29 protein-coding genes are annotated in these 23635 nt (G+C 57.1%); 17 read left to right on the top strand and 12 right to left on the bottom strand.

Translation table 11 applies throughout. The annotated features are described in order from the left end of the window. Positions 1-375: 375 nt before the first annotated feature. From CVS27_RS19895 to pdhA, 3 genes are read right to left on the bottom strand one after another with little or no spacing between them, the layout of a single operon-like run. Complete coding sequence (locus tag CVS27_RS19895; protein ID WP_103467586.1) at positions 376-1671, bottom strand: dihydrolipoamide acetyltransferase family protein; 1296 nt, start codon at positions 1669-1671, stop codon at positions 376-378. 15 nt (positions 1672-1686) lie between these two features. Next, the gene (locus CVS27_RS19890; RefSeq protein ID WP_103467585.1) at positions 1687-2682 is read right to left on the bottom strand and encodes an alpha-ketoacid dehydrogenase subunit beta; all 996 of its coding nucleotides are present in this window, start codon (positions 2680-2682) and stop codon (positions 1687-1689) included. Continuing rightward, entirely contained in the window at positions 2679-3779 is a 1101-nt protein-coding gene (pdhA, locus tag CVS27_RS19885; RefSeq protein WP_103467584.1) for a pyruvate dehydrogenase (acetyl-transferring) E1 component subunit alpha, read from the bottom strand. Before pdhA ends, CVS27_RS19890 begins: the two co-directional genes overlap by 4 nt. A 142-nt stretch (positions 3780-3921) precedes the next feature. Here pdhA and CVS27_RS19880 point away from each other — a divergent pair, with 142 nt between their 5' ends. Both CVS27_RS19880 and CVS27_RS19875 read left to right on the top strand, forming a co-directional pair. After that, positions 3922-4530: a TetR/AcrR family transcriptional regulator gene (locus tag CVS27_RS19880; protein WP_103467583.1), complete on the top strand. Its 609-nt coding sequence runs from the start codon at positions 3922-3924 to the stop codon at positions 4528-4530. Positions 4531-4770: 240 nt separating this feature from the next. Next, entirely contained in the window at positions 4771-5073 is a 303-nt protein-coding gene (locus tag CVS27_RS19875; RefSeq protein ID WP_133163006.1) for a hypothetical protein, read from the top strand. A gap of 400 nt (positions 5074-5473) precedes the next feature. Here CVS27_RS19875 and CVS27_RS19870 read toward each other — a convergent pair whose 3' ends face one another. Continuing rightward, positions 5474-5758 carry a putative quinol monooxygenase gene (locus CVS27_RS19870; RefSeq protein ID WP_103467581.1) on the bottom strand — a complete coding sequence of 95 codons (285 nt, stop codon included), beginning with the start codon at positions 5756-5758 and terminating at the stop codon, positions 5474-5476. 231 nt (positions 5759-5989) lie between these two features. Between CVS27_RS19870 and CVS27_RS19865 the strand changes: the two genes are divergently transcribed. Continuing rightward, a complete protein-coding gene (locus CVS27_RS19865) occupies positions 5990-6457 on the top strand; it encodes a GNAT family N-acetyltransferase (RefSeq protein WP_103467600.1) in 468 nt (155 codons plus the stop codon). A gap of 244 nt (positions 6458-6701) precedes the next feature. Here the strand turns inward: CVS27_RS19865 and CVS27_RS19860 are convergent, their stop codons facing one another. The 3 genes from CVS27_RS19860 to CVS27_RS19850 form a co-directional block, all read right to left on the bottom strand. Then, positions 6702-7103 carry a DUF6228 family protein gene (locus CVS27_RS19860; protein ID WP_103467580.1) on the bottom strand — a complete coding sequence of 134 codons (402 nt, stop codon included), beginning with the start codon at positions 7101-7103 and terminating at the stop codon, positions 6702-6704. Between the two features lie 172 nt (positions 7104-7275). Continuing rightward, positions 7276-7827 (bottom strand): hypothetical protein, encoded by a 552-nt coding sequence (locus CVS27_RS19855; protein ID WP_103467579.1) that lies wholly within the window; start codon positions 7825-7827, stop codon positions 7276-7278. A 359-nt stretch (positions 7828-8186) separates the two neighbouring features. Further along, complete coding sequence (locus CVS27_RS19850) at positions 8187-8912, bottom strand: hypothetical protein (protein WP_133159154.1); 726 nt, start codon at positions 8910-8912, stop codon at positions 8187-8189. 566 nt (positions 8913-9478) lie between these two features. Here CVS27_RS19850 and CVS27_RS19845 point away from each other — a divergent pair. Further along, complete coding sequence (locus CVS27_RS19845) at positions 9479-9754, top strand: hypothetical protein (protein WP_133159155.1); 276 nt, start codon at positions 9479-9481, stop codon at positions 9752-9754. 7 nt (positions 9755-9761) lie between these two features. Here CVS27_RS19845 and CVS27_RS19840 read toward each other — a convergent pair whose 3' ends face one another. Then, positions 9762-10040: a hypothetical protein gene (locus tag CVS27_RS19840; RefSeq protein ID WP_103467576.1), complete on the bottom strand. Its 279-nt coding sequence runs from the start codon at positions 10038-10040 to the stop codon at positions 9762-9764. Positions 10041-10449: 409 nt separating this feature from the next. Between CVS27_RS19840 and CVS27_RS19835 the strand changes: the two genes are divergently transcribed. From CVS27_RS19835 to CVS27_RS19825, 3 genes are all read left to right on the top strand, one after another. Further along, the gene (locus tag CVS27_RS19835; protein WP_103467575.1) at positions 10450-11208 is read left to right on the top strand and encodes a phosphotransferase; all 759 of its coding nucleotides are present in this window, start codon (positions 10450-10452) and stop codon (positions 11206-11208) included. Positions 11209-11370: 162 nt separating this feature from the next. Further along, a complete protein-coding gene (locus tag CVS27_RS19830) occupies positions 11371-11880 on the top strand; it encodes a hypothetical protein (RefSeq protein WP_133163005.1) in 510 nt (169 codons plus the stop codon). A 325-nt stretch (positions 11881-12205) separates the two neighbouring features. Further along, complete coding sequence (locus tag CVS27_RS19825; RefSeq protein WP_165788366.1) at positions 12206-12493, top strand: hypothetical protein; 288 nt, start codon at positions 12206-12208, stop codon at positions 12491-12493. 756 nt (positions 12494-13249) lie between these two features. On the opposite strand, the gene CVS27_RS20630 is transcribed toward CVS27_RS19825, so the two are convergent. Beyond that, positions 13250-13534: a hypothetical protein gene (locus CVS27_RS20630; protein WP_133163003.1), complete on the bottom strand. Its 285-nt coding sequence runs from the start codon at positions 13532-13534 to the stop codon at positions 13250-13252. Between the two features lie 1164 nt (positions 13535-14698). On the opposite strand from CVS27_RS20630, the gene CVS27_RS19810 reads away from it, so the two are divergent. The 4 genes from CVS27_RS19810 (at position 14699) to CVS27_RS19795 (ending at position 17187) form a co-directional block, all read left to right on the top strand. Continuing rightward, on the top strand, positions 14699-15199 hold the full coding sequence (locus CVS27_RS19810; protein ID WP_103467570.1) for a hypothetical protein: 501 nt from the start codon (positions 14699-14701) through the stop codon (positions 15197-15199). Between the two features lie 139 nt (positions 15200-15338). Next, positions 15339-16145 (top strand): aminoglycoside phosphotransferase family protein, encoded by an 807-nt coding sequence (locus CVS27_RS19805; RefSeq protein ID WP_165788171.1) that lies wholly within the window; start codon positions 15339-15341, stop codon positions 16143-16145. Positions 16146-16224: 79 nt separating this feature from the next. Beyond that, on the top strand, positions 16225-16629 hold the full coding sequence (locus CVS27_RS19800; RefSeq protein WP_243399908.1) for a VOC family protein: 405 nt from the start codon (positions 16225-16227) through the stop codon (positions 16627-16629). 72 nt (positions 16630-16701) lie between these two features. After that, positions 16702-17187, top strand: coding sequence for a GNAT family N-acetyltransferase (locus tag CVS27_RS19795; protein WP_165788172.1), 486 nt, complete (start codon positions 16702-16704; stop codon positions 17185-17187). A gap of 174 nt (positions 17188-17361) precedes the next feature. On the opposite strand, the gene CVS27_RS19790 is transcribed toward CVS27_RS19795, so the two are convergent. Beyond that, positions 17362-18006 carry a response regulator transcription factor gene (locus CVS27_RS19790; RefSeq protein WP_103467598.1) on the bottom strand — a complete coding sequence of 215 codons (645 nt, stop codon included), beginning with the start codon at positions 18004-18006 and terminating at the stop codon, positions 17362-17364. A gap of 85 nt (positions 18007-18091) precedes the next feature. On the opposite strand from CVS27_RS19790, the gene CVS27_RS19785 reads away from it, so the two are divergent. From CVS27_RS19785 to CVS27_RS19775, 3 genes are all read left to right on the top strand, one after another. Continuing rightward, on the top strand, positions 18092-18373 hold the full coding sequence (locus tag CVS27_RS19785) for a hypothetical protein (protein ID WP_133159156.1): 282 nt from the start codon (positions 18092-18094) through the stop codon (positions 18371-18373). Next, positions 18370-18669: a hypothetical protein gene (locus tag CVS27_RS19780; RefSeq protein WP_103467566.1), complete on the top strand. Its 300-nt coding sequence runs from the start codon at positions 18370-18372 to the stop codon at positions 18667-18669. Before CVS27_RS19785 ends, CVS27_RS19780 begins: the two co-directional genes overlap by 4 nt. A gap of 206 nt (positions 18670-18875) precedes the next feature. After that, on the top strand, positions 18876-19568 hold the full coding sequence (locus CVS27_RS19775) for a sigma-70 family RNA polymerase sigma factor (RefSeq protein WP_165788365.1): 693 nt from the start codon (positions 18876-18878) through the stop codon (positions 19566-19568). Between the two features lie 178 nt (positions 19569-19746). On the opposite strand, the gene CVS27_RS19770 is transcribed toward CVS27_RS19775, so the two are convergent. Both CVS27_RS19770 and CVS27_RS19765 read right to left on the bottom strand, forming a co-directional pair. Beyond that, a complete protein-coding gene (locus CVS27_RS19770) occupies positions 19747-20007 on the bottom strand; it encodes a GlsB/YeaQ/YmgE family stress response membrane protein (RefSeq protein WP_103467564.1) in 261 nt (86 codons plus the stop codon). 82 nt (positions 20008-20089) lie between these two features. Next, positions 20090-20290, bottom strand: a complete 201-nt coding sequence (locus tag CVS27_RS19765; RefSeq protein ID WP_370739538.1) for a CsbD family protein — start codon at positions 20288-20290, stop codon at positions 20090-20092. A gap of 446 nt (positions 20291-20736) precedes the next feature. Here CVS27_RS19765 and CVS27_RS19760 point away from each other — a divergent pair, with 446 nt between their 5' ends. The 3 genes from CVS27_RS19760 to CVS27_RS19750 are packed head-to-tail and all read left to right on the top strand — an operon-like array spanning position 20737 to position 22967. Continuing rightward, entirely contained in the window at positions 20737-21993 is a 1257-nt protein-coding gene (locus CVS27_RS19760; RefSeq protein WP_103467597.1) for a phospholipase D-like domain-containing protein, read from the top strand. Next, positions 21956-22468, top strand: coding sequence for a PhzF family phenazine biosynthesis protein (locus CVS27_RS21710; RefSeq protein WP_103467562.1), 513 nt, complete (start codon positions 21956-21958; stop codon positions 22466-22468). Before CVS27_RS19760 ends, CVS27_RS21710 begins: the two co-directional genes overlap by 38 nt. Next, positions 22455-22967 carry a tetratricopeptide repeat protein gene (locus tag CVS27_RS19750; RefSeq protein WP_103467561.1) on the top strand — a complete coding sequence of 171 codons (513 nt, stop codon included), beginning with the start codon at positions 22455-22457 and terminating at the stop codon, positions 22965-22967. Before CVS27_RS21710 ends, CVS27_RS19750 begins: the two co-directional genes overlap by 14 nt. Positions 22968-23635: the final 668 nt, after the last annotated feature.

Genomic DNA, 23635 nt, shown 5'->3' with positions numbered 1-23635 from the left:
GTCTCCGTCTGACTGACGTTTGCGTTCACGCACGGCCGCACTACCTAGGGGTATGGTCACCAGCAACAGAATGAGTACCGGAACCCCCATTGTGATGAATGGGCTGATGCGTAGAGGTATCGCTATTAGCCCACCTATGAAAATGGACGCCATGCCCCCAATCCAGACGATTCGGGTGTAGCGCTTAGCTGCGGGCCCGACGTTGTGTGCTTCCATGGGTCAACTCTAGTGACTGACTTGGAACAACGATGGCCTGAACCTCAGAAGAAACTGCCCGTTTGGGGTTGTGTTTATGGAAATGGAAGCACCAGGCGAAAGCCCTTGTCATTTAGTTCCCTCGACTACTGGAAATGACACGTGAGCGAATCATGGAGGTCATGACACGATGACTAATGGCTGGCCCAAGAGTGCAACTAGCGTTTGTAGGAATGCAGCGCCGTCTGCTCCGTCGATGATGCGATGGTCAGCGGACAACGTTAGCCGCAGCTGATGTCGTGCCATGATCTCGCCGTCCCGGACTACCACCTCGAGACCTGATCGCCCAGCAGCAAGGATCGCACCTTCGGGTGCGTTGATAATGGCGCTGAATGACTCCACTCCGTACATGCCTAGGTTGCTCACAGTAAAGGTGCCTCCGCTCAGTTGTGCCGGGCTCAATTTGCGTTCCTGGGCTGCAGCAGTCAGGGCTTTTGTCTCTGTTCCGAGCTGTGACGCGGGCTTGTGTGCAGCGTCGACCAGCACGGGAACCACAAGACCGGCTTCGACGGCCATGGCGACTCCAATGTTGATGCGCCCGTGTAGGAGTTTCTGGCCACCGTTCTCTGGTGAGTACGAGGCGTTAATGCCCGGGTGTTCCAGCAAGGCAAGGGCGCTGGCTCGCACGATAAAGTCGTTCATGCTGATTTTGGACCGCCCCATGGCCTGACGCTGGGCATTGATCTCCTCACGGAGCTGCACCAGTTCCTCGACGTCGGCCACTGATGTCAGCGAAAAGTGCGGGATAGTGCGGCTGCTTTCGCTCAACCGGGAGCTAATGACTTTCCTGACGCTAGTGAAGGGGGCAATGACGGATCCTCTCAGCACGTCCGAACCATTTTTCGAGTCCCCATCCGAGGTCTTGACGCCACCGTGCGTTGCTTTATCTCCGTCTCCCGGAGTTGCTGGGGAATCCATCTCGGTTGCCGAGATCACGTCGGAACGTACGATTCTTCCGCCGGGGCCGGTGCCCGTGAGGAGTCCCATCGAGATTCCTCGTTCTTTTGCTTCCTTCCTCGCCAGTGGCGAGGAAAACGTGCGAGGGGCTAAAGCCGGGGTCTCTTTCAGCCCGGCTGTTGGCTTTTCGTGTCGTGTTGGTGTGGCCGAAGTGGCCAGCTCAAGTACCGAGACTGCCTTTGGTGTAGACGGGCCAGTCGGCACCGGTGCCGGTGCGTTGTCTTTGCCGTCATCTAGGAGCGCGATTGCCGTCCCAATTGGCGCGGACTGCCCTTCCTGAACAAGTACGGCATGGAAAATTCCGGCTTCATAGGCCTCATGTTCCATGACGGCCTTGTCTGTTTCAATCTCGACCAGAATGTCACCAATTTTGACGAGTTCACCTGGCTTCTTGAGCCAGGCGTTGATTACTCCCTCCTCCATGGTGTCGGAGAGTCGTGGCATCTGAATTTCAATCATGGAAGAACTTCTCTCTTAAGAGCGCCGGGCCACAGCGGCAAGTGTTTGACGGATAGCCTCTTTTGCGTCCTGCGCCGATGGCATGGCGGCAGTCTCGAGGGATTTTGCGTAGGGCATGGGCACCTCGGCCATCGCTACCCTGCGAACCGGGGCGTCCAGCCAGTCGAATGCGCCGTCCGATATGGTCGCTGCGATCTCGGCACCAATGCCATAGGTCAGCCAGTCGTCTTCCAGAACGACGGCACAGTGGGTCTTTTTGACCGAGGCAATGATTGTTTCCCGGTCAAGGGGACGCAAGCTGCGTAGGTCCACCACTTCGACGTCGATTCCGTCGCTTTCCGCGAGCTGATTTGCTACGTCAAGGGCGACGGCGGCCATCCTGGAGTAAGAGACAACGGTGATGTCAGCCCCTTGTCTGGTGACGGCGGCCCGTCCAATTTCCGCGGGCGTATTATCGTCTGGGACCTCGCCCTTGGTGTTGTACAGCGCAAGGTTTTCCAAGAAGAGCACGGGATCATCGTCGCGGATCGCGGCCAACAACAGGGCCTTGGCATCGGCCGGACTACTGGGAGCCACCACCTTCATGCCAGGAATGAAGGCGTAGAAGAGTTCAATGTTTTGTGAATGCGTCGCCCCCAATTGCTGACCCCCGCCACCGGGTGTCCGAATCACCAAGGGCACCTTGGCCTGTCCGCCGAACATGCCGTAGATCTTGGCAGCATGATTGACGATCTGGTCCAGTGCGATGAGGGAGAAATTGATGGTCATGATCTCCACCACCGGACGCAACCCCAGCATGGCCGCCCCAATAGCTGCTCCGGTGAATCCCTCTTCGGCGATGGGAGCATCCCGCACTCTCTTCTCGCCAAACTCGGCCAACATCCCTTGAGTGATCTTGTATGCGCCTTCGAACACCCCAATTTCCTCTCCGATCAGAAATACGTCGCTATCACGGCGCATTTCTGCCGCCAACGTGTCATGCAACGCCTGCCGGTACGTCATTATTGTCATGCTTGATGTCCTGTCTGAGGGTAAGCGGACGGCTCAAACAAGGGGTCACCGGGAAGCCGCCGGGAGTCGTTGGGTACTGGGGAGGCGTAGGTGTAGTCGAAAAGAGTGTCCACAGTGGGGTGGGGGCTCGCCTCAGCAAAGTCCACCGCCTCCTGAACCATAAGGAGTGCTTGAACGTCAATGCGGGCGATATCGTCCTCTCCCAACAGCCCGGCAGCACCAAGTCTGGCCGCAAAACCTGCCACAGGATCGGCGTCCTTTAAAGCTGCCGCCTCTGCTGGAGTCCTGTATTTCGCCGGGTCGACGACGGAGTGTCCGCGCAGACGCTTACTCGTCGCTTCCAGTAGGAAAGGCTTTCCGGATCGGGCGCTAGCCAGGGCGCTCTGAGCGGCGTCTCGCACGGCGAGCGGATCGTTTCCATCCACCCGTGCCGAAGCCATCCGGTACGAGGCAGCCCGCTTGTAAATATCGGGCTCTGCCGACGACTTCTCCACTGTGGTGCCCATGCCAAGACCGTTATTAATGACGACATACACAATGGGCAAACCCCACAATGCCGCTATATTCAGCGATTCATGAAAGGCACCAATGTTCGTGGTCCCTTCTCCCATGATGCACATGACCGCCTCGGGGCCAGAGACATAGTCAATGGCCAAGGCAGCACCGGTAGCCAGCGGAATCTGACCGCCCACAATGCCGTAACCGCCCAACAACCGGGCGCCCATATCGAAAAGGTGCATCGAACCGCCCCAACCTTTAGACACGCCGTCGGAGCGCCCATACAGCTCCGCCATGATGCGCCCCGGAGCTATGCCGCGGCCGAGCGCGTAACCGTGCTCACGATAATTCGTAAACAAATAGTCGCTGGATTCCAGTGCGGACATCAAGCCCACCACCGTCGCCTCCTCGCCAAGGTTCAGATGGCAGTACCCGCCTATTTCGGCCTGCGTGTAGGCCCTGGCCGCTCTTTCCTCGAAGCGTCGAATCTCCACCATTTGACGATAGAAATGCAGCAATCTCTCGGGTTCCAAGGAATCGGTCTGAGCTGGAGGTGATTTTGCGGTGCGGGGTCGATTCTTCACACGGGGGGAACTCATAGAGGTCTCCTTCCTTCGCTCTCTTGGAGCCAATGAATCCTGATTATCTATGGATGGCGACAATCACTAAATGAAACTAGATCGTATCATTATAGAATGGGAGTAGCAGCACCTCGCAGCCAGCTCCGTCGCAAAGGACACCATGCACGTAAAACACACCACCGGCAGCCGGAAGAAGGGTCGGCCAAGTGATGATGAACGGGAGGAACGTAAAACGGCCATCCTTGACGCCGCGACTCAACTGTTTATCCGCAACGGTTATGGACAAACCACTGTTGATCAGCTGGCAGCCGCAGCACAGGTCACCAAACGCACCATTTATTCGTATTTCGGTGACAAGGCACTGGTTTTCACTGCCGTCATTGAACGTTTCCGTCGCGACTCGGTAGCTACTAGCCTCTCTTCGGGGGAATCTCTAGAAGATGTCTGTGCCAAAATCGTCTACGTGCTCCACTCGGACCAAGCCGTGGGATTGCATAGGCTGATGATCGCCGAGGCTGCACACTTTCCGGCTCTCTCCGCAGCATTTTATGCGAGTGGACCCCGAGGCTACATGGAATCCATAGCCGCAAGCCTGCCCCGATCGGTGCGTCCGACCGAGGCTTCTTTCCTATCAGAGACCGTGTTTAGCCTGCTTCTTGGCGAAAAGCATCGTCAGCGCCTGCTCGGGCTAGCTACCGCTCCTGACAGAGAAACAGCCAGCAAGCATGCTGCGGAAGCGCTCCGGGCACTCGGATTGTCAGCTGCCTAAGCCGTCCCAGTCAAGATTCCGCTGCGGACAGCGATGAGCACCAATAGGGCTGGCGCCATAGTCGTCAACCGAAGTTAGCAGTCCTAGCAACCGGTCTTGGATGACGCCGCCCATGGAGGGCATTCGGAGTGTTTCAAGAAGGTCGCATGCGAGAACAGCCGAGAATCCCTCAGACATATGGCGCTGCATTATTCGCGGATGGTGTTGGTCTGTTGCGGTTCAAGCTGCCAGACTTCGAGCATGGAATTGCCTGATGACGCTGAGCCAGAGTTCACGATGCCTGCCGAGAATGATCTGCCTGGACACCCTTTTGAACCGGTCGTCATTCCGACCGACTTGGGGGATGTTGTGTTGCCCCCGACCCTCACCCTTGAAGAGGCGTACAGAACCACCGTTTTCTTCGTGGAACAATACTTATCCCTCGAAGATTCACCGAGTATAGATTTCAGTCTCTTCTACCAATACATGCTCTCGGATCCCGCTGCTTCCGAAGACTTCACCGACGCTGTCCGCCGCATGAAGTCTTGGGATACAACTCTCTGACTCCTTGCGACGGCACTGCCTGAAACGTGTCGATGCCAGTGCGACATACTGATCCGACGAACGGCGGATCGGCCACGGAACCGACCTCATGAACCCGCAAGGGCACACTAGATCCCGAGCGAAGAACCCAATGCGTTGGTGGAAGTACTCCGTGATGGCCAATCACCCCGCAACATTCGACGCCAGGGTTCCTTCATCAATCTGGTCAAACGCTCTCATCGAATAGGAGCTGGCTCTACTCACGACGAGATGGGGCTGGCCAGCCACCACTCTCAGCAAAGACAACCAATTTCTGTCACGGAGCCGCGGTTACGACCGGTCAGGGTTGGTGCTACGGGCTGACCCCATTCTGTGTCCACCATTTGTACGCAATGGAAGCAACCGTCGGTAGTTTCCTGAGCTAGACCGCGCTTGTGTAGATCAGGGCTGGCGCTGCCGTCTCCAGAGTTTCGAGCTTTTGCATGGCTTCAATGAAATGATCTGTTCGTGTGTGAGCGTCCAGATGCTCTTGCGAGAGCCATCGTTCCGCAAGCATTAATTCACAAGGATCATCGCGAAGCTGAAGGAGCTCGTAGCTTACGCATCCGGGCTCTTTAAGTGTTGCGGCAGCCAGCTCTCGATAGACGCGGAGAGCCTCTTCGAGATTCCCCGGCGCAACCGAACATCCCACCAAGACGCTGATCATTCTTCTCCTAGGCTCAAAGACGGTTCGATGATGCTCTGCTGGTACATTCAGCTTCTGCTTGAGGCTACCAAGAATGAAGTTGCCTCGATTTCCCGCACGCGATGCTCCTTAACAAATAGGTTCGCCCCGCCAAGCAAATGATGTGTCGGCAAGCGTTGTTCGCGAGACACCTCAGTGAGGATCTCTGTAGCGGTTTTCGTTGCTCCTGCAGCCCACTGGCAAACTGATCAAATGACTGTCCAAATCATCCCGCTCAGCGCCCAACAATTCCCTACCTGGATCGAACGAAGCCGCCATGAATACGAATCCGATCTCATCACGACAGGCGAATCCCCGCAAGATGCACATAGGCGCGCAAAAGGGAGCCTCGATGCCGCGTTTCCTGAGAACGTTCCAACGATAGATAATGCCGTTTTCGATGTTCTTGACAGTACCGGCTCAACCATCGGCTACCTCTGGGTTGGAACTGACAGTTCTGAAGATAGCCACTCTTGGTGGGTCTGGGACATCGTCATTGATAATGAGCATCGTGGCAAGGGTCTGGGTAGGGCGACCATGAAACTAGCGGAGGACTACGCGCGTTCCCACGGTGCCCACACGCTTGGACTCAGCGTCTTCGGATTCAACCACGGCGCCCGAAAGCTATACGAATCAATGGGATACGAGACAGTGACCACGAAGATGAAGAAGCAACTTTAATCCATGGATCTGAGCCACTGAGGCCCCAAAACGACGAATGGGCCAGGCATGTCTTCTTTGAGACTTGCAGGCCAGACCCATGCGTCCGATACAACAGCGTGGATTGAGTTCAGAATCCATCAACGGCGCCTCCGCCGAGTCACACAGTCGCGTCTCCTGTCCCACAGAACGTTCCGCAAAAGACGCTGCCCCGCCTCTGAGATCACTTGCGATAGCTAACGCAGTAGTAGACCCGCATCGTTGCCTACGTTCTGGCAGAAAAGAAGGATTCAATCTCCTGCGCCACGTTGCTGAGCTCCTCACCTGGATCAAGGAGCAGCACGCCAGCCAAGCTCCACCCCCGAGGAACTGAAGTCTGAGAAATTTCGAAATCAAGACTGACGTGGCCGTCATGCCTCGCACTGATCCGGAGGTCCCCCTCGAGTGATTCATAATTCTTGGATCCGGTCCACCCCCGCCACTGTGCTGACAGACCATTGAAGAAGAGCACCAGATCGCGGAAATCATTGATCGTCAGCACTCGCTGTGTGGCGTGGAGGCCCTTTAGATCCACAGTCACGATCACACTATCGATAGAGCCATCGGCCTGCCGTTCGATGCTGTCGAAGGTAAGAGATCCAGCATGTCCGATTTCTACTAATTCCATGCACAAATTCTAGGCTCTGAGGCTCGCCTTCCGAGCCCTAGTAGACGTATGCAAAAACGCAACCGCCCACTCTGAAGTGTCCCAGCTACCGTTCCTCAAAGCGTCGCATGTCGTAGACACATCTCCCACTTGATCCTTCGATGGCGGGTTTCACGACGTTGATCGCCGGATTTCAGTCCTCGACTACAGACATTGGCAGGACCCCGCCATGCTCGGAGGGCACGAGGCTGTCTATCTGCCAGCCGTCCGCAGACGCAAGGAAAGTCGCGGCCAGGGGTAACGCGTAGCTTGTTGGAACGCTGCTGCGGCCATCCGCTGTGGACGTTTGGTACTGTTCGGTCACTTCATTGAATCGGACATTCGCCTTGGAACCCACCACCTCGATCGATTCCACCGTCACCCTGGTGGAAAAGCCCGTATATATGAAACCGGTCGCCTTGAACCCAGCCTTAGAGCGGGCGACAACTGACAGATCCCGGTCTCGCTTGTCTTGGTAGGTCTCTGTAGTCTGCTCGTCGGCGAGGAGCAGAGAGGGGGGAATATCCAGGACTGTGCCGTTGCGATCCTCGACAGCAGCTTGGACGATGGCTGTGAGTTCGGACGAGGATGGACTCGGCACCGTGGCCGACGATCCCGTATTGAGCGAGCCTACCGCCGGCTGGCAACCCACTAGGGCAAATCCAAGCAGCGCCGCAACGGCGGCCTTAGTACGCAGATAATTCATCGAGGTCCCCTTGCCGTGAATGTCTTCACAGACTGCCCTGCCAGAACAACCGAGTCAAGAGTCCCGCAATGGTCCAATCCATGTAGACCTTCCGGACAAGCCCAGCCCGCGGCCCATGTGTCCCGCAGGAGGTTGGGCCTGCGGGAGTGGAGGCAGCATACGTATGGACGCTACAGATTGGCTCCCCTACGTACTTGGCGGCCCGAGCCCTTGACTCACCTTCGGTTTCGCTGACTTCCCTGTATCTGACGGCGGGTTCGGTTATCTTCTTTGGTGCAGTCGCGTTTCTCAGCGGCGGGCATGGCTTGGCTGCGCCGGCCAGTTCCAGCGGCGCCTCTGATCTAGATCATGGATCGTCATCAGATTCTGAAAGCATCCGGTTCCTCAGGTCCTTCCAATTGGCGTGGTTTCCGTGGTGGAAAATAATTGAAGACCACGCTCAGGAGCAAGCTTGCGGCTCCCACGAAAACTACTGAACTTGCCATGCCTTTGACGGAATGCGTCCACGGCGGTGATGAGAAGACCATCCCATTGCTAGAAGAAATGGGCACACTCATGGCATCTGGAAACAGCTGCGGTGCAAAGATCATGGTGAAGCCGACGACCAGCAACACCAAGCCACCTTTCATGGCCCGACTTCGGGCTTGTTCATGACAGTTGATGGTTGGAAGCAGCCAAACGACCACCAGGATCGTAAGCCCGAGGGCTGTCAGTGGGAGCCGGGCAGTCCCCGTAGCCAGGGACCATATTTGCATTGGAGCATAGGCGTTCGCTTCGGCTTCAATGTAGACAGTGATGGGGAATGCTCGGTCTCCAAACATGGCTATCGCGGCCAAAACAAGGGAGGCCACCCCGACCGTAGCTGCACACATACGAAGCAGGCGTTCCTTAGAGCGGTACTGCCTGGAACCTAGAATGAAAAGCAATGCCAGCATCGCTATCGACGCTGTGATCAACGGTAAGCCAGCCTCGGCCACATTCATTCCCCAGGCCGTGCCACCGTACATACTCTCCTGAGTTGCATCGATAAGGCGTGCTGAGGGAACCCAAATACCAACAGTCAAACAAAGTACGCCGACAACCATGGTCAGGAGTGCAGCTCCAAGTCCTGCTAGCCACTTACGTAAACCCCATGGCGACAGAGTCATAGATTCGACAGACCCCAGAGGCGCATCGGGTTCCTGCTCTTGCACTAGCAGGGAAGAGACACCAACAATTCCGCGACTAGCCGGTAGGGACGGAAGTCTCTCGTCCGCCACCGCAACTAGGCGTGTGGCTTGGCCCCGATTCAGGGCAGGAGCATCGACGTCCTGGGAGAGCGATTCACCCCCTCTTTGGAACAATGCCGGATAACGATCATCAAAACTACTATTCCCCAAACCAACCCCCAGATGTGTTCGATGCTGGTCTTCAGCGTACACACAGCAACGCCACACCCCTTCAAACTGTGCCATCTAGAACAAGGACGAATTGCAGCGTCATAGGAACATCAGGAGCTTGTCTTCTGGAAGTTACTCGGCTTCACAATTGCCGGGCAGTTCACCTCATATTCGTTGCAAGACGTGAGTCGCCCGGGCACCCGGGGTGCTAGCCAATGAGTATCGGTGAATCGTCCCAGTCAAGGTTCCCAACTGAAACTGGTATGCCTTGGATGAACGCTTGGCCGCGCAGGTTGGGTGTCTCCATGGGCGCGAAGGAAAAGAACGTCACTGGCGTTGATCCGCGATATGTCAGGGAGGAAGTCCTCCATCCCGTCTATAGGGTGGACTTCTGGGACGAATCGCGTGCCTGCTACGAGAACTGGCTGGAGAATGCTGTAAGCATTGACTATGCGCTAGCGCGGGCGGAGGCCGACCGTCATGGACGCTACGTCGGGATCTGGGCCGAGCTCAACTATGAAGGCGGCCTTGCATACTGGCTTCCTTGAGCCGAAACTAGTCTCCTAGTTTGTCTAACTCAGCTTTTAGCAGATCAAGGTTGGCGGCTAGATGTTTCTTGTATTTAGGCGAAATCTGCCTGAACTGACAATCGAGGATTGCTCTTGCTCCAATAGCGGAAGTTCCGGCCAGAGACGCCAAGCCAATTTCAAGCGATTCCCAATCGTGGGAAGCAATGAATTTTGTCACCTCATCCAAATGGTTAATGGCAAAGAGTATAGCGTTGTGGTGTTCAATGCTATCTTCTATCTGTCGCCGGTAGCCGGGATCATGCATTCTTCAATGCCTCCATCCATCGATGAACTTACCTGCGGAGTCTAGCTCATAGCCTAGGCGCGGTCGCTACAGAGGAAGACAAAAAATCTTATGCTGGCGGGGAAGAAGGGGACTGCCTCGACTTCGCGTGAGAGAGTCAACGAACCCCGGTGCAGTCTCTCTCGATTAACCACCCCTGGTTTCGTTATCACTCAAGCAACATCGCAACAATTCCACGCCAGCGTCCCGTACAGCCTTCTACTTGCGGGCCGGCCAGGCGTCAAAAATCATGCGTCCGCCACCGAGAATCCGGTAGTCGGTCACCGACCGGCTTACGGGACTCCTCATTCACGGGGCGGCATCTTCCGCCGCTTGCCTCAACCCAACGCATTCGATCGGAAGTCAGGCTTGCAGGTATTAGTCTGTTGGGATGTGCGATGAAGAGCAGGAACTGACGGGTGGCAACGCGTCAGGCCGCGTGGTGCGTGTAGGTGAGACGGTCCGAAAGCCCTGGATTGATAACACCTCTGCCGTGCAGAGCTATCTTGACGCTGTCCGCGCGCGTGGAGTGGATGTCCCCAAGCCGCTTGGTCGCGATCAGGATGGGCAACAAATGGTCGAGTACGTCAGCGGCGCACTTGCGATCGATCTATTGCCGCTGGGGCACGAGGACCTATTGCGGGTGGGGAGAATTATCCGCAGTATCCACGATGCAAGCGAATTCTTCCCGATTCCTGATCCGGACGAATGGAAGATGTTGCTGCCAGCGGAGAATCCGAATTTGATGTGCCACAACGATCTCGCACCATGGAACCTCATCATGGGAGATCGGTGGGTTTTCATCGATTGGGATGGCGCTGGACCGAGCACCCGCTTGTGGGATCTGGCATACGCTGCGCAATCTTTTGGCCTGTTGTTCGAGGGACAGCCAGTGGAAGATGCAGCCGCAAGGCTGCGTGCCGTTGTTGACGGTTACGGGGCTGACCTTGCATTGCGCACGGCGTTACCGGATGCCATGGCAAAACGGACCCTTGCGATGTTCGAACTTCTACGTTCCTCAAGCGAGAGCGGGTTCCATCCCTGGGCAGATATGTATGTCAACGGCCATGGTGAGCATTGGCGTGCCGCTGCTGAGTACGTCGCACTCAACCAAACAGCCTGGGAACAAGCACTCTCGCAGTCTGAATAGGAGCGTCCGGTCAGGGTTCCCCATTCGGGAGCTGAGGAAGCCCCGAATGAGGACTGGCCCGATACGGCCTAACCGGAGTTGGGAGAGCCCAATTCAATGTTCGAAGGACACTGCGTGTGCAATGATGATGCCAGCCGTCACAAGCTCTGAGAGACTCGTCTCATGAATGCTCTTGGAGACCTCCGTGTGTACGCCATCCGCTCGGCTCTCGATCAAATCGTGGGGGCAGACGAGTTAATTGATGCTGCCGTGCGCGCATTGGTGGAAGGCGCGGACTCGCCGTCACTCCCCATCCTGGCTGGACTCTTGCGACGCGAGGAGGACCAAGCCCAAGAGCTCTTCAGAGCCGTCACCAATGAATTGGATCTCGCTCCCGCATTGCCCATGGACTTAGCGGGTATGCGGTGGCAACTAATTCACTGGCTTTGCGAGAGCATTGTCGACGGACGTGCCAAGCCGGAAGTTGCCGGAGACTCCATTGGGGACTTCTGGGACCAGATGGGCTATCCCGAATCACTCCGACCGTTCGTTGCCTGGGTCAGCGAATGGAACGACTGGGACCCGTCATGGGACGTGGAACGCGATCACTATCGTCAGCTCATCGTCGTTGAAGCCAAGGCGCTCCTGAACGTGCCTTGGCCACCTACTCAAGTGAACCGCACCGACTTGTGAACTGGCTACCAAGCCCAAGCGATAGCAACCACAAAATCGTCCCGCAGAGCGTTCCCCCGCGGACAGCACCATCGATCTTGTTGCCACTGTTGCTTTACGGGATCCACCGACCGGTGCCGGACCGGCTTACATGACTTCGGCCGCAGGCCGGCAGAAACTGGCGGCTCTTGAGGAGAGTGCTTATTGCCAGCCCTTCCCGTCGCGAAATGGAGCCGCCTCCTACTCAAGACCAAATCCCTGTCGACCCTATATTTGCAGTGATGGCTTGAAGCCAGGGGTGTACCTTTGAGCCATGACCGATGGAAGCGAATCAACGAGATATCCCGTGGCTAGAATGTCTCCCGGGCCTTGGTGGGGATTTAACGGCGTAAACACGCTGGAACTTCGGAACGGGCTCTTCGTTCACTCGTTCTACGTCATCTTCCACGGTCAGGTCTCGCGCAACTACGAACTCCGCTCGGTCACGATCGAGTCGCGCGGGGTCCGCGAACGACGCGGAAAGCGCTGGTCCACCCTAGTCCTGACAACGGGCGGAACCAGACGAACATTTACCGGGCGCCCTAACGACTCCGAACCCTTCATCGATGCACTCGCGGAAGCGCTCTCCGCATAGCGTCCCGCAGGAGGTTCCACCTACGGGAGGATGAAGAGAGTAGCGTTGCTGTGTTTGGATGAACTATGAGAGCTTACAGAAAGACTGTGTGCGCGGCATTGGGGATTCTGCTGGTTCTTGCATCAGTAGTTGGCGTTTTTCTGGTGTACCTTGGGCCGTGGCGGACGTGTCCTGACGTGGGCAATTCTATGGGCTGCGAAGCGACCTCAGGTGAGATAGGCCTACTTGGTGTTTCAGTTATTGTTCTGGTCGTTGGAATAGTGTTTCTGGCTATATCTATGTCCATGAGGCGCGAGCGAATTCCGTCCGATGCTGCCGGCCACTTTGGGAAACTCAACTAGCGTCCGAGAGTAGCCGGATTCTCCGGAATGTTGGAGATCTCGATCTATGCTGGACCGTCCCGTAGAGCGTTCCCCATTTAGGCCATCCAGTGTCTACAGGAGCATATGACCAAAGGAGAAAATTTTGAAAGCATGGAAAATTGGCTTTGCCTTCTTAGCTGCTCTCAGCCTGGTGATGATCTTCATCGGAAATGGGGCACTCGTCAAGGGGCTCTACGCCGCACTGCTTGTCGTGTGCCTTGTGGTCATAGTCCTCGTGTCAAGGAAAGATCGATCACGCAAATGACATCGCGGGCAAAACTGGCACCCTACGAATCGGAATGCCTCACACCATACCCACCGGCCCGGTAAGGGTTCGACTTAGGCGACACCGATGCCGCCATTCTCAATCCGGAATCAGAGCGAACGTCACCATTCAGCGGGTCCAGCGATTTCGGTAGCGGCCCCAACGAACCCAGGTCATGGCTGCAGCACCTGCTAAACATAAGTCGGCGAGCAGAAACCAGGTGAACTCTCTGTCTTGTTCAACGAATATGACAACGGTAAAGAGAACTACGAAAAAAGAAACGACTACTGCCCGGATTAGCAGTTCAGTCGAGGTAGATTTCTCAAGTATTTTGGCCTGGCGGCGAGGGCTGTCGGTCAGGCCGAGAAAGTCGGTAACTCTATGTCTGAAGGGAACGCCTTCGTCCATGCTCATATTCACAGTGTAAGACGCGGGTGGGTGGTTCGCTCTGGCCACCGCCACACTATCCCGAGTACACACTCTATTGAAGTCAAAGAACGTCCCACTGAAGGTTGGCCCTACGGGCGCACCAAGGTCGTGCAGACGACTTCTGAAAATGACAACCCAGGTAGTGCGGTCCAGAATTCTGGCCTCACCAGCGGATAGCAAAAGTACCTCCATTCCCTTGAGCTAATGACTTAGCCGCAACCTTGAGAGAATGACGTTCTGAAGACTGCTAGCTTGGAGGTTTACACGGATAAGTTCATCGTTACTTTGGGGGTATATATGGAACCGGATTGGGTCGACAAGTCACAGAAGTCCGGAAGGCAGGCGATTCCGATTGTACTCGCCGTAATGGTGGGGTTCTGTGGGATCGGATTACCGCTCACGGATGCAATGTACGAGCCCGCCTTCATCGCCGCAATGGTTTTCGCCGTGGCGACTCCAGTGGCTTTGCTGCTGGCGGCCCCTAAAGCGCTGAAGCAGAGGAGCAGGCCCTTTCATTGGCTGTCCATAGCATCCATATTTTCGGCGGCATGTGTTGTTGTGGCAAGTGGATTTTTGATGTCATACGGGAGCCCCGCGGGGGCAACTGCTGACATTGGTGGCTTTGGGTCGTGGTTGCTGTCGACGATAGCCCTAGTGACAGTCACCAGCTGTGCGATCAGGGTATGGCGTATGGAATATGCAGCCGCACCAACAACGTTGCGTGGCATTCAGCGGGCGGAACAGCGGGAACATCGAAAATCACCGCGATAATTTGCCGCGATAGAGCAATTGCAATGAACGACGCCGGAGGTGTGGCCTGTGTGTCCACGCCCTATCCCCCGAAAACTACACAGCGTACGAGGGCTTCGACCACGCGGCAGTCATCGCGCCCATCGTTAGGATTATCGGTGGCAGCTTCCGCCTCGTAGACCAGTTACTAAATCAGATCGACCACGTGCGAACAGTCAACACTCTCACCGGCCATTAAGTATTGTGAAAACCAAGCCATTTACCGTTGCGATTCACAAACCAAAGATCACAACACCCCAGGTTCTAGGCCACAGCGTCCGGTGTAGGACCGACTTACGGGACGCATCCCCCGTGTCGTTCCTTTGTCGCTGCGACGTGGTCGATGGTTAGGATGGTCGGATGGATACCGGGAAGAGAGACGCCCGTCGTCGCAAGTACTTGAGCCTTGGTGCCGGCGAGCTCGTCGCTGCCGCGGTCTTCGCCGCAGCGGCCCTGTTCTTCGTGACGCCTCGCCTGCCGCAGGTTCAGGATCGCGCGGCACTCTGGTCTGCGCTGGTCCCGTTGCTTGTTGTGCTGATGGCCGCTGGACTGTACTGGTTGCTCGCGCGTACGTGGGTCGAGCGCGTCGCGATGCCGCGGGGCGTGGCGATCACCTATAGCGTGCTGAGAATTGCATTCCCCGTACTTCTGACGGTCGGCCTTGTCGGAGTGGTCACCTGGTGGCCGAACAATGTTGGCGTTGGTGTTCTCTTCACGGCGGTATGGGTGTTTGGTGCAGTGGAGTATGCGAACTACTTCGTAGTGAGGCTGGCCTATCCGGTGAGCCAGTGGTTCACCGCCGGCGGGGAACGGCGTACACCACGGCTGGTCACCGACATGCGCTCCTCGCGCCATTCGTAAAGCGATGACGCGGCGGAATTCCTTGTTGAGTGCCGTCCGCAAGCCGTTCGGCATACCGGACGCAGGTGTTCGAGATGAGCGAGGCCGGCAACCGCCGATTGAAAGACCGTCCGTCTGTCAACCCGATACGATCTTGTTTATGGATTGGGTTGCGGGAACAGTGCCGGCGTACATGGACCGGTGGGCTATAGGGCAACGCGGGCACATGGTCACCACACCCTCCAGCTGGCTAGTTCCGGGTCGCTGGCATGATCGAAACGTCATGCTCAAGGTCGCCCGCGTCGCCGAAGAGGCACGCGGCGGCCGCGTCCTAGCTTGGTGGGCCGGTTGTGCCGCAGTGGACGTGCATGAAGTCACCGACCAGGCCGTCCTGATGGACCTGGCCTCCGGCCGACGGACCTTGACAGCGATGTGCCAGGCAGGCCGCGATGATGAGACTACTAGTATCCTCTGCGAAACCATCACCTCCCTGCACGGCGTCCCTGACAAATCGTCTGCTCCCACTGATCTCGTGCCCTTGCCGCTTTGGTTTCAAGACCTGATCGAGCCACATACTGCAAAGCCTCATGCAGGCAACCTTGAGCGAGCGGCAACCATGGCACAAGAGCTACTGGAGGCTTCCGCCGCAGAAGCCCCTGTGGTACTCCACGGGGACGTCCATCACGGCAATGTTCTCGATTTCAACGGGCGTTGGCGTGCGATTGACCCCAAAGGGTTGTTTGGCCATCGGGCGTTCGACTACGCCAATATTTTCTGCAATCCGTCCACGGACGTGGCGTTGTCAAATTTCCACAGACGACTTGCGATCGTCAGCGAGCACTCAGGGCTCGACGTCGATACGGTGAGATCATGGGCCATCGCTTGGTGCGCCCTTTCGGTCGTGTGGAGCGACAAGAGCGGCGACCAGCCATGGACGGCCCACGCCATCTTGAGCACGTTCGGCTAGCACCATGGGCATGCGGTTCAGCCGGCGAACCCTGTCCGCAGGAGGTTCCGCTAGCGGACGGCTGTGTGAGACTTGGGAGGTGGACGAAGATCTAGATGGTTCCCTGCACCATGTCGAGCTGTGGGTGCCAAGCCTTGAACGCGCCAAGGATGAATGGGGTTGGATTCTGACTCGTCTGGGATACTCGCCGGATCAGAATTGGGATCAAGGAATTAGTTGGCGGCGAGGCACCGCCTATATAGTCGCTGAGGAATCCCCCGCACTGACCAGCAGAGAGCATCAACGAACAGCGCCGGGCTTGAATCACTTGGCATTCCATGCTGGAAGTGAAGAAAAGGTCGATGCCCTCATGGTGGACAGCCAACTCCACGGTTGGCGCCCGCTATTCGCAGAGAAGTACCCCCACGCTGGTGGTCCTGAAAACTACGCTGCCTACCTGGTGAATTCCGACGGCTTCGAAGTCGAACTCATAGCCACCAAATAATCCAATTCTGTTCCACCCATGTCCGTTAGACGTTCCACAACTGGGGCAGGGGCTCCATGGCAAGATGTTGGAGTGAATAGCTTGGATGATGAGTTGCAGCTGGCCATGACCCTTGAGCCAAATGCGGTAAGTGAAGCCGCATTGATATGGGCTCGCGCCACGGCACTGCGCGACCAGCGTACAGAGCCACCAACCGGCGAGGAAAAAATGCCTGGGATCCAACGGCGTCTGAATCTGGAAGGATCCAAGCTACTCCTTGCCAGTCGAGATGACACATGCGTGGGGTTCACACTATTTGCCCCGCGAGAAGAAAGCCTGGAAATCTTTTACCTTGCTGTGGCTCCAGACTCGTGGGGAAGCGGCGTGGCAAGCACCTTGCTCGTCGGCGCGGAAGACTATGCCCGGAGTATCGGTCGTGCCACTCTGGAACTATGGGTCATCAATGACAACGAGCGCGCCCTCAGCGTCTACGCGAGGTCAGGATTTGTCGGCACCGAACAGGTGAAACGCGACGAATCTTCCGGCCAAATCGAACGACGGCTGCTGAAGCAAATTTGATGGTTGATCCGCCCGGCTTAAACCCAGCCACGATGTTCCGGTCAAGGTTCCCCTGCGGTATGGGAGGGCGGTGCTGCCGGCTTCTGAAATTGTGTGGACTGCCCTTCTGAAAAATCAGACGAGCGAAGAAGACTTCTAACATTTGTGCACTTAGCTTCGGAAAATGACAGGTACTCATCGGCGCGGTTGAACGCGTTTGTGGTCAGGAAAGAAACCGTGTTCAAGGCCCCAGAGGATGGCGTTGGAGCGGTCAGTTACCCCGATGCGGCGGTAGCAACTGCGGATGAAGGTCTTGACGGTGTTGATTGACAACCGAGCCCTGTCGGCGATCTCGGCATTATTCAAACCTTGAGTAATCAGTGCCAACACCTCGGCCTCCCGTTGAGTGAGGCCTTCTTCGCGGCCTGGCCAATCGCCCAGGCTGGATTTCGCTTGGCCACTGGGTCCGGGAAAAACCTTGCCTTCTCCCCGGTGGATATCGTGGAGCGCACTGACCAGTCGGGCTGCGGGCAAGCCTTTAGATAGATATCCGCTGGCCCCGTTCGCCAGTGCCGCCTGGACCCGTGTTTCATCGAGATCCCAGGAATAGACAATGACTTTGCCAGCCAGCGGATTGCTCGCCAGTTCGTGGACGTCCGCACCGTCTCCGGGGGTCGCGGCAAAAGTATCGTAGAGCGTGAGGTGGACAGGTGTGTCTACATTTCGGTTGAGGTCGAGTTCCACGACCTCAAGGGTGTCCCCATAGGACCGAAGCATCATCTCCAGCCCTCGAAGCACAATTTCATAGTCATCTACCAGGGCGATGCGAAGGCTTTCCATTCCCCCACTGTAAGGCAAATTTGGGGAGGCAAGTCCACCCCTAGGGGTGAAGAAGTTGACCCCCTCTGAGAAATAGGCTTCGGGGATGGAATCAACCCAAACCATGAATATCACCACGCCGGAGGACGGCGATCTCTCCCACGCGACCGTTCGGGAACTGATCGTGCAGCTGACTTTGGTCGAAGACGAGCATAGAAAGGCCACGAGCCCCTCACAAATCGCAGCGCTCGCCCGACGTGAACAAACCATCGTGGTGGCGCTGCACGGGCATGGGCTCGGGTTCAAAAGCCCTGGCATTTTAAATATGTCGGAGACGGCGACCACCGTTTGCTCCGCTGATGACGCGGAGGTCAAGGAGTGTCGGTGACAGCGATGCAACCGGCCCGTCCGGGTCAGGCTGAGCTTGCCCCTACTCGATCATCGGCTGACTTGCCGTCAAGGGCCACGAAGGTGGTGGTCATCGAAGCCGGTATTGAGATTCACGGATATATGGTGGCCCGCCAGGGGAACCGCGTTCGGGTGGTGTGGGCTGTAGCTTCCGGCAGGCACCGTCACAGGGCCTTTCCTGACGAGACGGTTTTCCGTCCGGGTAACACTTGCCGCTGGAACGGATACCTCATCTCTGATGATCAGCTCGCCGCGATCCGTCAGGCAGTCCGCTGACCGTGACTAACGGGCCCGCCCTCATGTATACCCGAATTCAAAGCCCGGGACTGCGTAAAATGAATCTGGCTTCAAGCACAGAAAAGACCCGAACTTCTCCACGGTTCCGTGACTCGAATCCCGGCACTGCGTTGCAGGAGTCAGCACCCGGGCCTTCGTCTATCAGCATTTCTCACCCGCTAGGTCCCGGACAGTTAGAACCCGGAATGAGTACCGATCAGTTAGTGCTTCAGTTCATGGGTCTCGCCGACGCCCTCTCGCGCCGCTATCGCGCCCCGGGGTGTGAGGCCGAAGACCTCCAGCAGGTAGCCAGACTCGGTCTCGTTAAGGCTGCCAGCAGGTACCGCGAGGCAGGGAATCATGGGTTCGTGGCCTTTGCCGTGCCAACCATCACCGGTGAGCTGAAGCGACATCTCAGGGATCATTCCTGGGCGGTGCGGCCACCGAGGACAACCCAGGAGGCCAGGCTGAAGATCAAGCACATACGCCCCGAACTGACGCAGCGCCTGGGCCGTGACCCTTCGATAGTCGACCTGAGTACGTCCGCCGGCATATCAGTGAAGGAAACGACCCTCGCCTTGCTCGCCGAGATGGCCATGGTCGCTCAGCACATCGAACAAAATGACCCTTCATCGAGCAACGAGGGCCGAGTGCACGAGGTCGTTCTGGCGGTGGATGAGCCCGCCTACGAACGCATAGAGCAAGAGCTGACCGTGGAAGCGGCTCTCAGGGACGCGAGCACGGAAGACCGCCGGCTGCTGCATCTGCGCTTCGTCCTTGAGTTGTCACAGGGGCAGATCGCCCAAGAACTCGGTGTCAGCCAAATGCAGATTTCCCGACACCTCAGGCAGTTGCTTGGCAGGCTCGGGCGGCGGCTGACCGAGCCTCCGGTAATGTAGGCGACTACGCTGGATACAACTTATCGTGATCCCGGCCCGTGTCCTTCGTAGAGGACATTGGCCGGGGGCCCGTGTTTCACGATTGCGATGGTGCGGGGCGCAGATGCGGGTCGTGAGAGTTCATTGCGAACTCGTCGTTTGCTGCAGTGCCGGTTGCAGTCCTGACCTGTCGGCTTTCCTAGGCGCGGCGGCGCACGACGGCGCCGTAAACACCCAGGACCACGAGTGAGCCCACGATGGCAACGAGCCATGTTTGAAGGCTCCAGAAGTTCTCAAGCCCGACGCCGAAGATCGCCCCACCGATCCATCCACCAAGCAGGGCGCCCACGACTCCCAGAAGCATAGTGATCAGGATGCCACCACGTTGACGGCCGGGCAGGATGGCTTTCGCGATTGCACCGACGATGAGTCCTAGTATCAGGAACGCGATAAAACTCATGAACTAACTCCTTTTTGGTTCGCCTTCTCAGGGCGAGTGGGGGCGGGCCGAATTCGGGCCCGCCCAGATGTCCCCGCGGGGCTCAGTGTCCGGTGACGTCCTTGGCAGCATCCTTGACGTGCTCACCGGCCTGCTTGATGCCAGCCTTGGCTTGGTCGGCCTGGCCGTCGGCCTCAAGATCGCGATCGTTCGTGGCTGCACCGATGTGCTCCTTGGCCTTGCCCTTGAGTTCTTCGGCCTTGTTCTCAAACTTATCTGCGACACCCATGGTTGTCTCCTTCATGGAACGAAAGTGTATTGGGCCCAAGGGCCCTCACTAGGTTCTGTTAACGGGCTACGCGGCAGGGGCGCCTCGAGCCTCAAACACTACAATTCCCCGAAATAGGATCTTCAAACATCTACGACTGAAAACCTGCTTTTCACCGTCCACGGGACAACAGAGTCCGACCTCGCACCCAAGGGCGTCATCCCCTTTGAAAAGAGCAACCCATCGCCGAGACGAAATGAGGAGTTTTTTCTCGTAGCCCACGTTGGGGCACCGGCACGCCACGACCATCGTGCAGGACGGAAAATGCCAGGACGGCCATGAGTTGAGCCGGAGGCCAGGCATTTTCGATTTGGAGGCGCAGTATTGGGCTAGCGGCGCCGGCGAGAGCTGATACGGCAAGGCATGGATTGGTGCCAGACGGTGACAGCAAGCTTCTGGGTAGGTGGGGCTAAGCTGTGGTCATGGATCAAGCGCTGCCCACTCCTGCCGTTGAGGCAGCCAAGAAAACCGTCCTGAGGACCGCCGTCGCGGTGACAGCCCTTCAAGGCTCGGTGATAACCGGCCTCGTGGTTTGGGACGCGATTAAACGCCGGTCGCGGTCAAAACGGCCTGGTTTTCCCCATCCCGGCAGCTTCCACAGCAGTATCGGTGAATCGAATATCAAGCTGTACACGTTCGGTGCAGACCTATATGCCGACATGCTCGAGTCGATCCGCGGTGCCAAGAAACAGATTTTTATCGAAACCTTCATCTGGAAAAACGATGAAGCCGGTCTCCAGTTCAAGGACGCACTGAACGAAGCTGCAGAGCGCGGAGTGGAGGTCTACATTGTCTATGACGTCTTTGCCAACCTCGTGGTACCTGGCTCGTTCTTTACGTTTCATCCGGCCATACATGTCTATCGATTCCCCATGTTTCGACCCTCGCTACTGCTAGGCACCATCCGCTCCACAAGTTTGGATCACCGCAAGCTACTCATTGTCGACGACGAAACAGGTTTTGTGGGCGGCTACAACATTGGCTCCCTCTATGCCACTGAATGGCGCGATACCCATCTCCGGGTCACCGGAACATCCGTATGGGATATCCGCAACGCTTTCGTCTCGGTATGGAACCGCCAATTTCCCGGCCGAAACCCGAAAATTCCCCACACGACACCCGGGACCTGGGAGTCAAGGATACGGGCGATCAACAACATCCCAGCAAGTCTGGTCTACCCGATCCGGGGAATCTACCTCGACGCGATCGGCCGGGCCGAGAAACATATTTACATCACGATGGCCTATTTCATTCCCGACCAGCAGATCCTCAGGGCCCTACTCGAAGCCAGCGAACGCGGAGTGGATGTTCGAGTGATCCTGCCCCGCGATTCCAACCATGTTCTCTCAGACTGGCTATCCCGCGGCTTTTACAGGTCCTTGTTAGACTCCGGTGTCCGGATCCTGCTCTACCGCAATGCCATGATTCACGCGAAAACCGCCACCATCGACGGCCAATGGTCAACCATCGGCACAGCAAATATTGACCGCCTGAGCTTGACCGGCAACTACGAAACCAATCTCGAAATCCACGACGAGGCCTTCGCCACCAACATGGAGGACGTCTTCGACTTCGACAGTCGCAACAGCCACGAACTCACGCTGGAGGAATGGAGCACCCGTCCCTGGATAGCACGATTCAGTGAATCCGTCATCATCCCACTGCGCCCATTCCTCTAGCACCCAACACACCGATGTGGGACTGGGGGCTGGGGCCGGGCTTTCCGAGGATCCCGTCACCGGGTCTGCCCACTGCCAGCTCGCCCCGCTCTGGGCCGAACGCCTCGGTAAGCAGGAGATGATGGCGCGTCAGGCATCGGCCCGCGGCGGAACGGTGCCCATCGAGTTTGCGGGTGAACGCACAATATTGACGGGCGTTGTATTCGCTTCATGGAAGGCGCTGCGCTCCTTCCTGGCTGAGGCAATTCCCGGGGCCGGTTTTCCTCATTGCCGGTCAACGTCCCTGCCATCGATGCCGAGTGCTGAGCCCACATTTAATGGCAGGGATCTTGAATCGACCGTCCCAGCCAGGGTTCCCGCTGCGGACATCCCGGTCGATCTCGTTGCCGTCAATGCTTTGAGTGATCCAACCGGCCGTTGCAGGACCGGCTTACGGGACTGTCTATGGCAGAGTGAGCGTCATGACTTTAGATGATGAGCTAGACCGAATTTTCGCCGCCAGAGACCGGAACAACATGCAGCCAACCATAGATTCGTTGCTTCCTCTCTATATGTCCAATCCCGAGAATGCACGAGTGCTATACGAGGTAGGAGGGGCGTACGACACCGATGGCCAGGAAGAAGTGGCCCGGGGATTCTATGAGCGTGCTCTCGCTGCTGGATTAGAAGGCGATCTGCTGCGCCGTTGCTATGTTCAGTACGGTTCAACGTTGCGGAACGTGGGCGAATACGAGAAGTCCCTCGAGGTCTTCGCAATGGCTCGCACCACATTTCCAGAGTCGCCTGCCCTGGGCGCTTTTGAAGCAATTACTCTCCACGCCGCAGGCCAACTAGATGCGGCCGTTGCAGCCCTGCTGGACCTGCTAGTGGACTTCGTTCGCACACCAGACATCGATAGGTACAAACCAGCGATCAGTGGGAACGCTGCCTATATCCGTTCACTAGAAAGAAACGCATCAGACGTCTCCGCCTAGTCCCGCAAGGCGTTGGCAAACGGACAGCCTCTCGCGGCTGGAGCCGATCGTGCAGGACCAGATCATAGATACTCTTGCCCTATGGTCTACAACACACACCGGCGCGTAATTGTGGCTCCCGTCAACGAAGTCGGAATACTCATTGACTCGCTGGCGAGCAAGAATGATCGATTGTGGCCCAGGAGCGAATGGCCAGCAATGCGCCTAGATCGGCCGCTCAACATTGGGGCAGCAGGAGGGCATGGGCCGGTGCGTTATTTCGTGACCGCGTACGAACCCGGACGAAGGATCGAATTTCAATTCACCGGCCCCTCAGGCTTCACCGGCCACCACTCCTTCACTGCCAGCAGCCTTTCGGAAAATTCAACGTTGCTTCGACACGAGCTTTCCCTGTCGCCAAGCGGAGTGGCGAAGCTAACTTGGCCACTATTCTTCCGACCCATGCATGATGCGCTTATCGAAGAAAGCCTGGATCTCGCAGAAAACCAGTTCAGCTCCTCAACCGGCGCTGCACACCAGCGGTCACTGTGGACGAAGATCCTTCGGGCACCGTTCTCGGCATGCATGACCCACAGGCAAAGCGCCCGGTGAAGGTTCCCGCTGCGGACATCCCGGTCGATCTCGTTGCCGTCAATGCTTTGAGTGATCCAACCGGCCGTTGCAGGACC

Source organism: Arthrobacter glacialis (genome assembly GCF_002909445.1).
GTDB lineage: Bacteria > Actinomycetota > Actinomycetes > Actinomycetales > Micrococcaceae > Specibacter > Specibacter glacialis.
The sequence above is the reverse complement of the archived record's forward strand: the minus strand, read 5'-3'. Positions and strand labels throughout refer to the sequence as shown.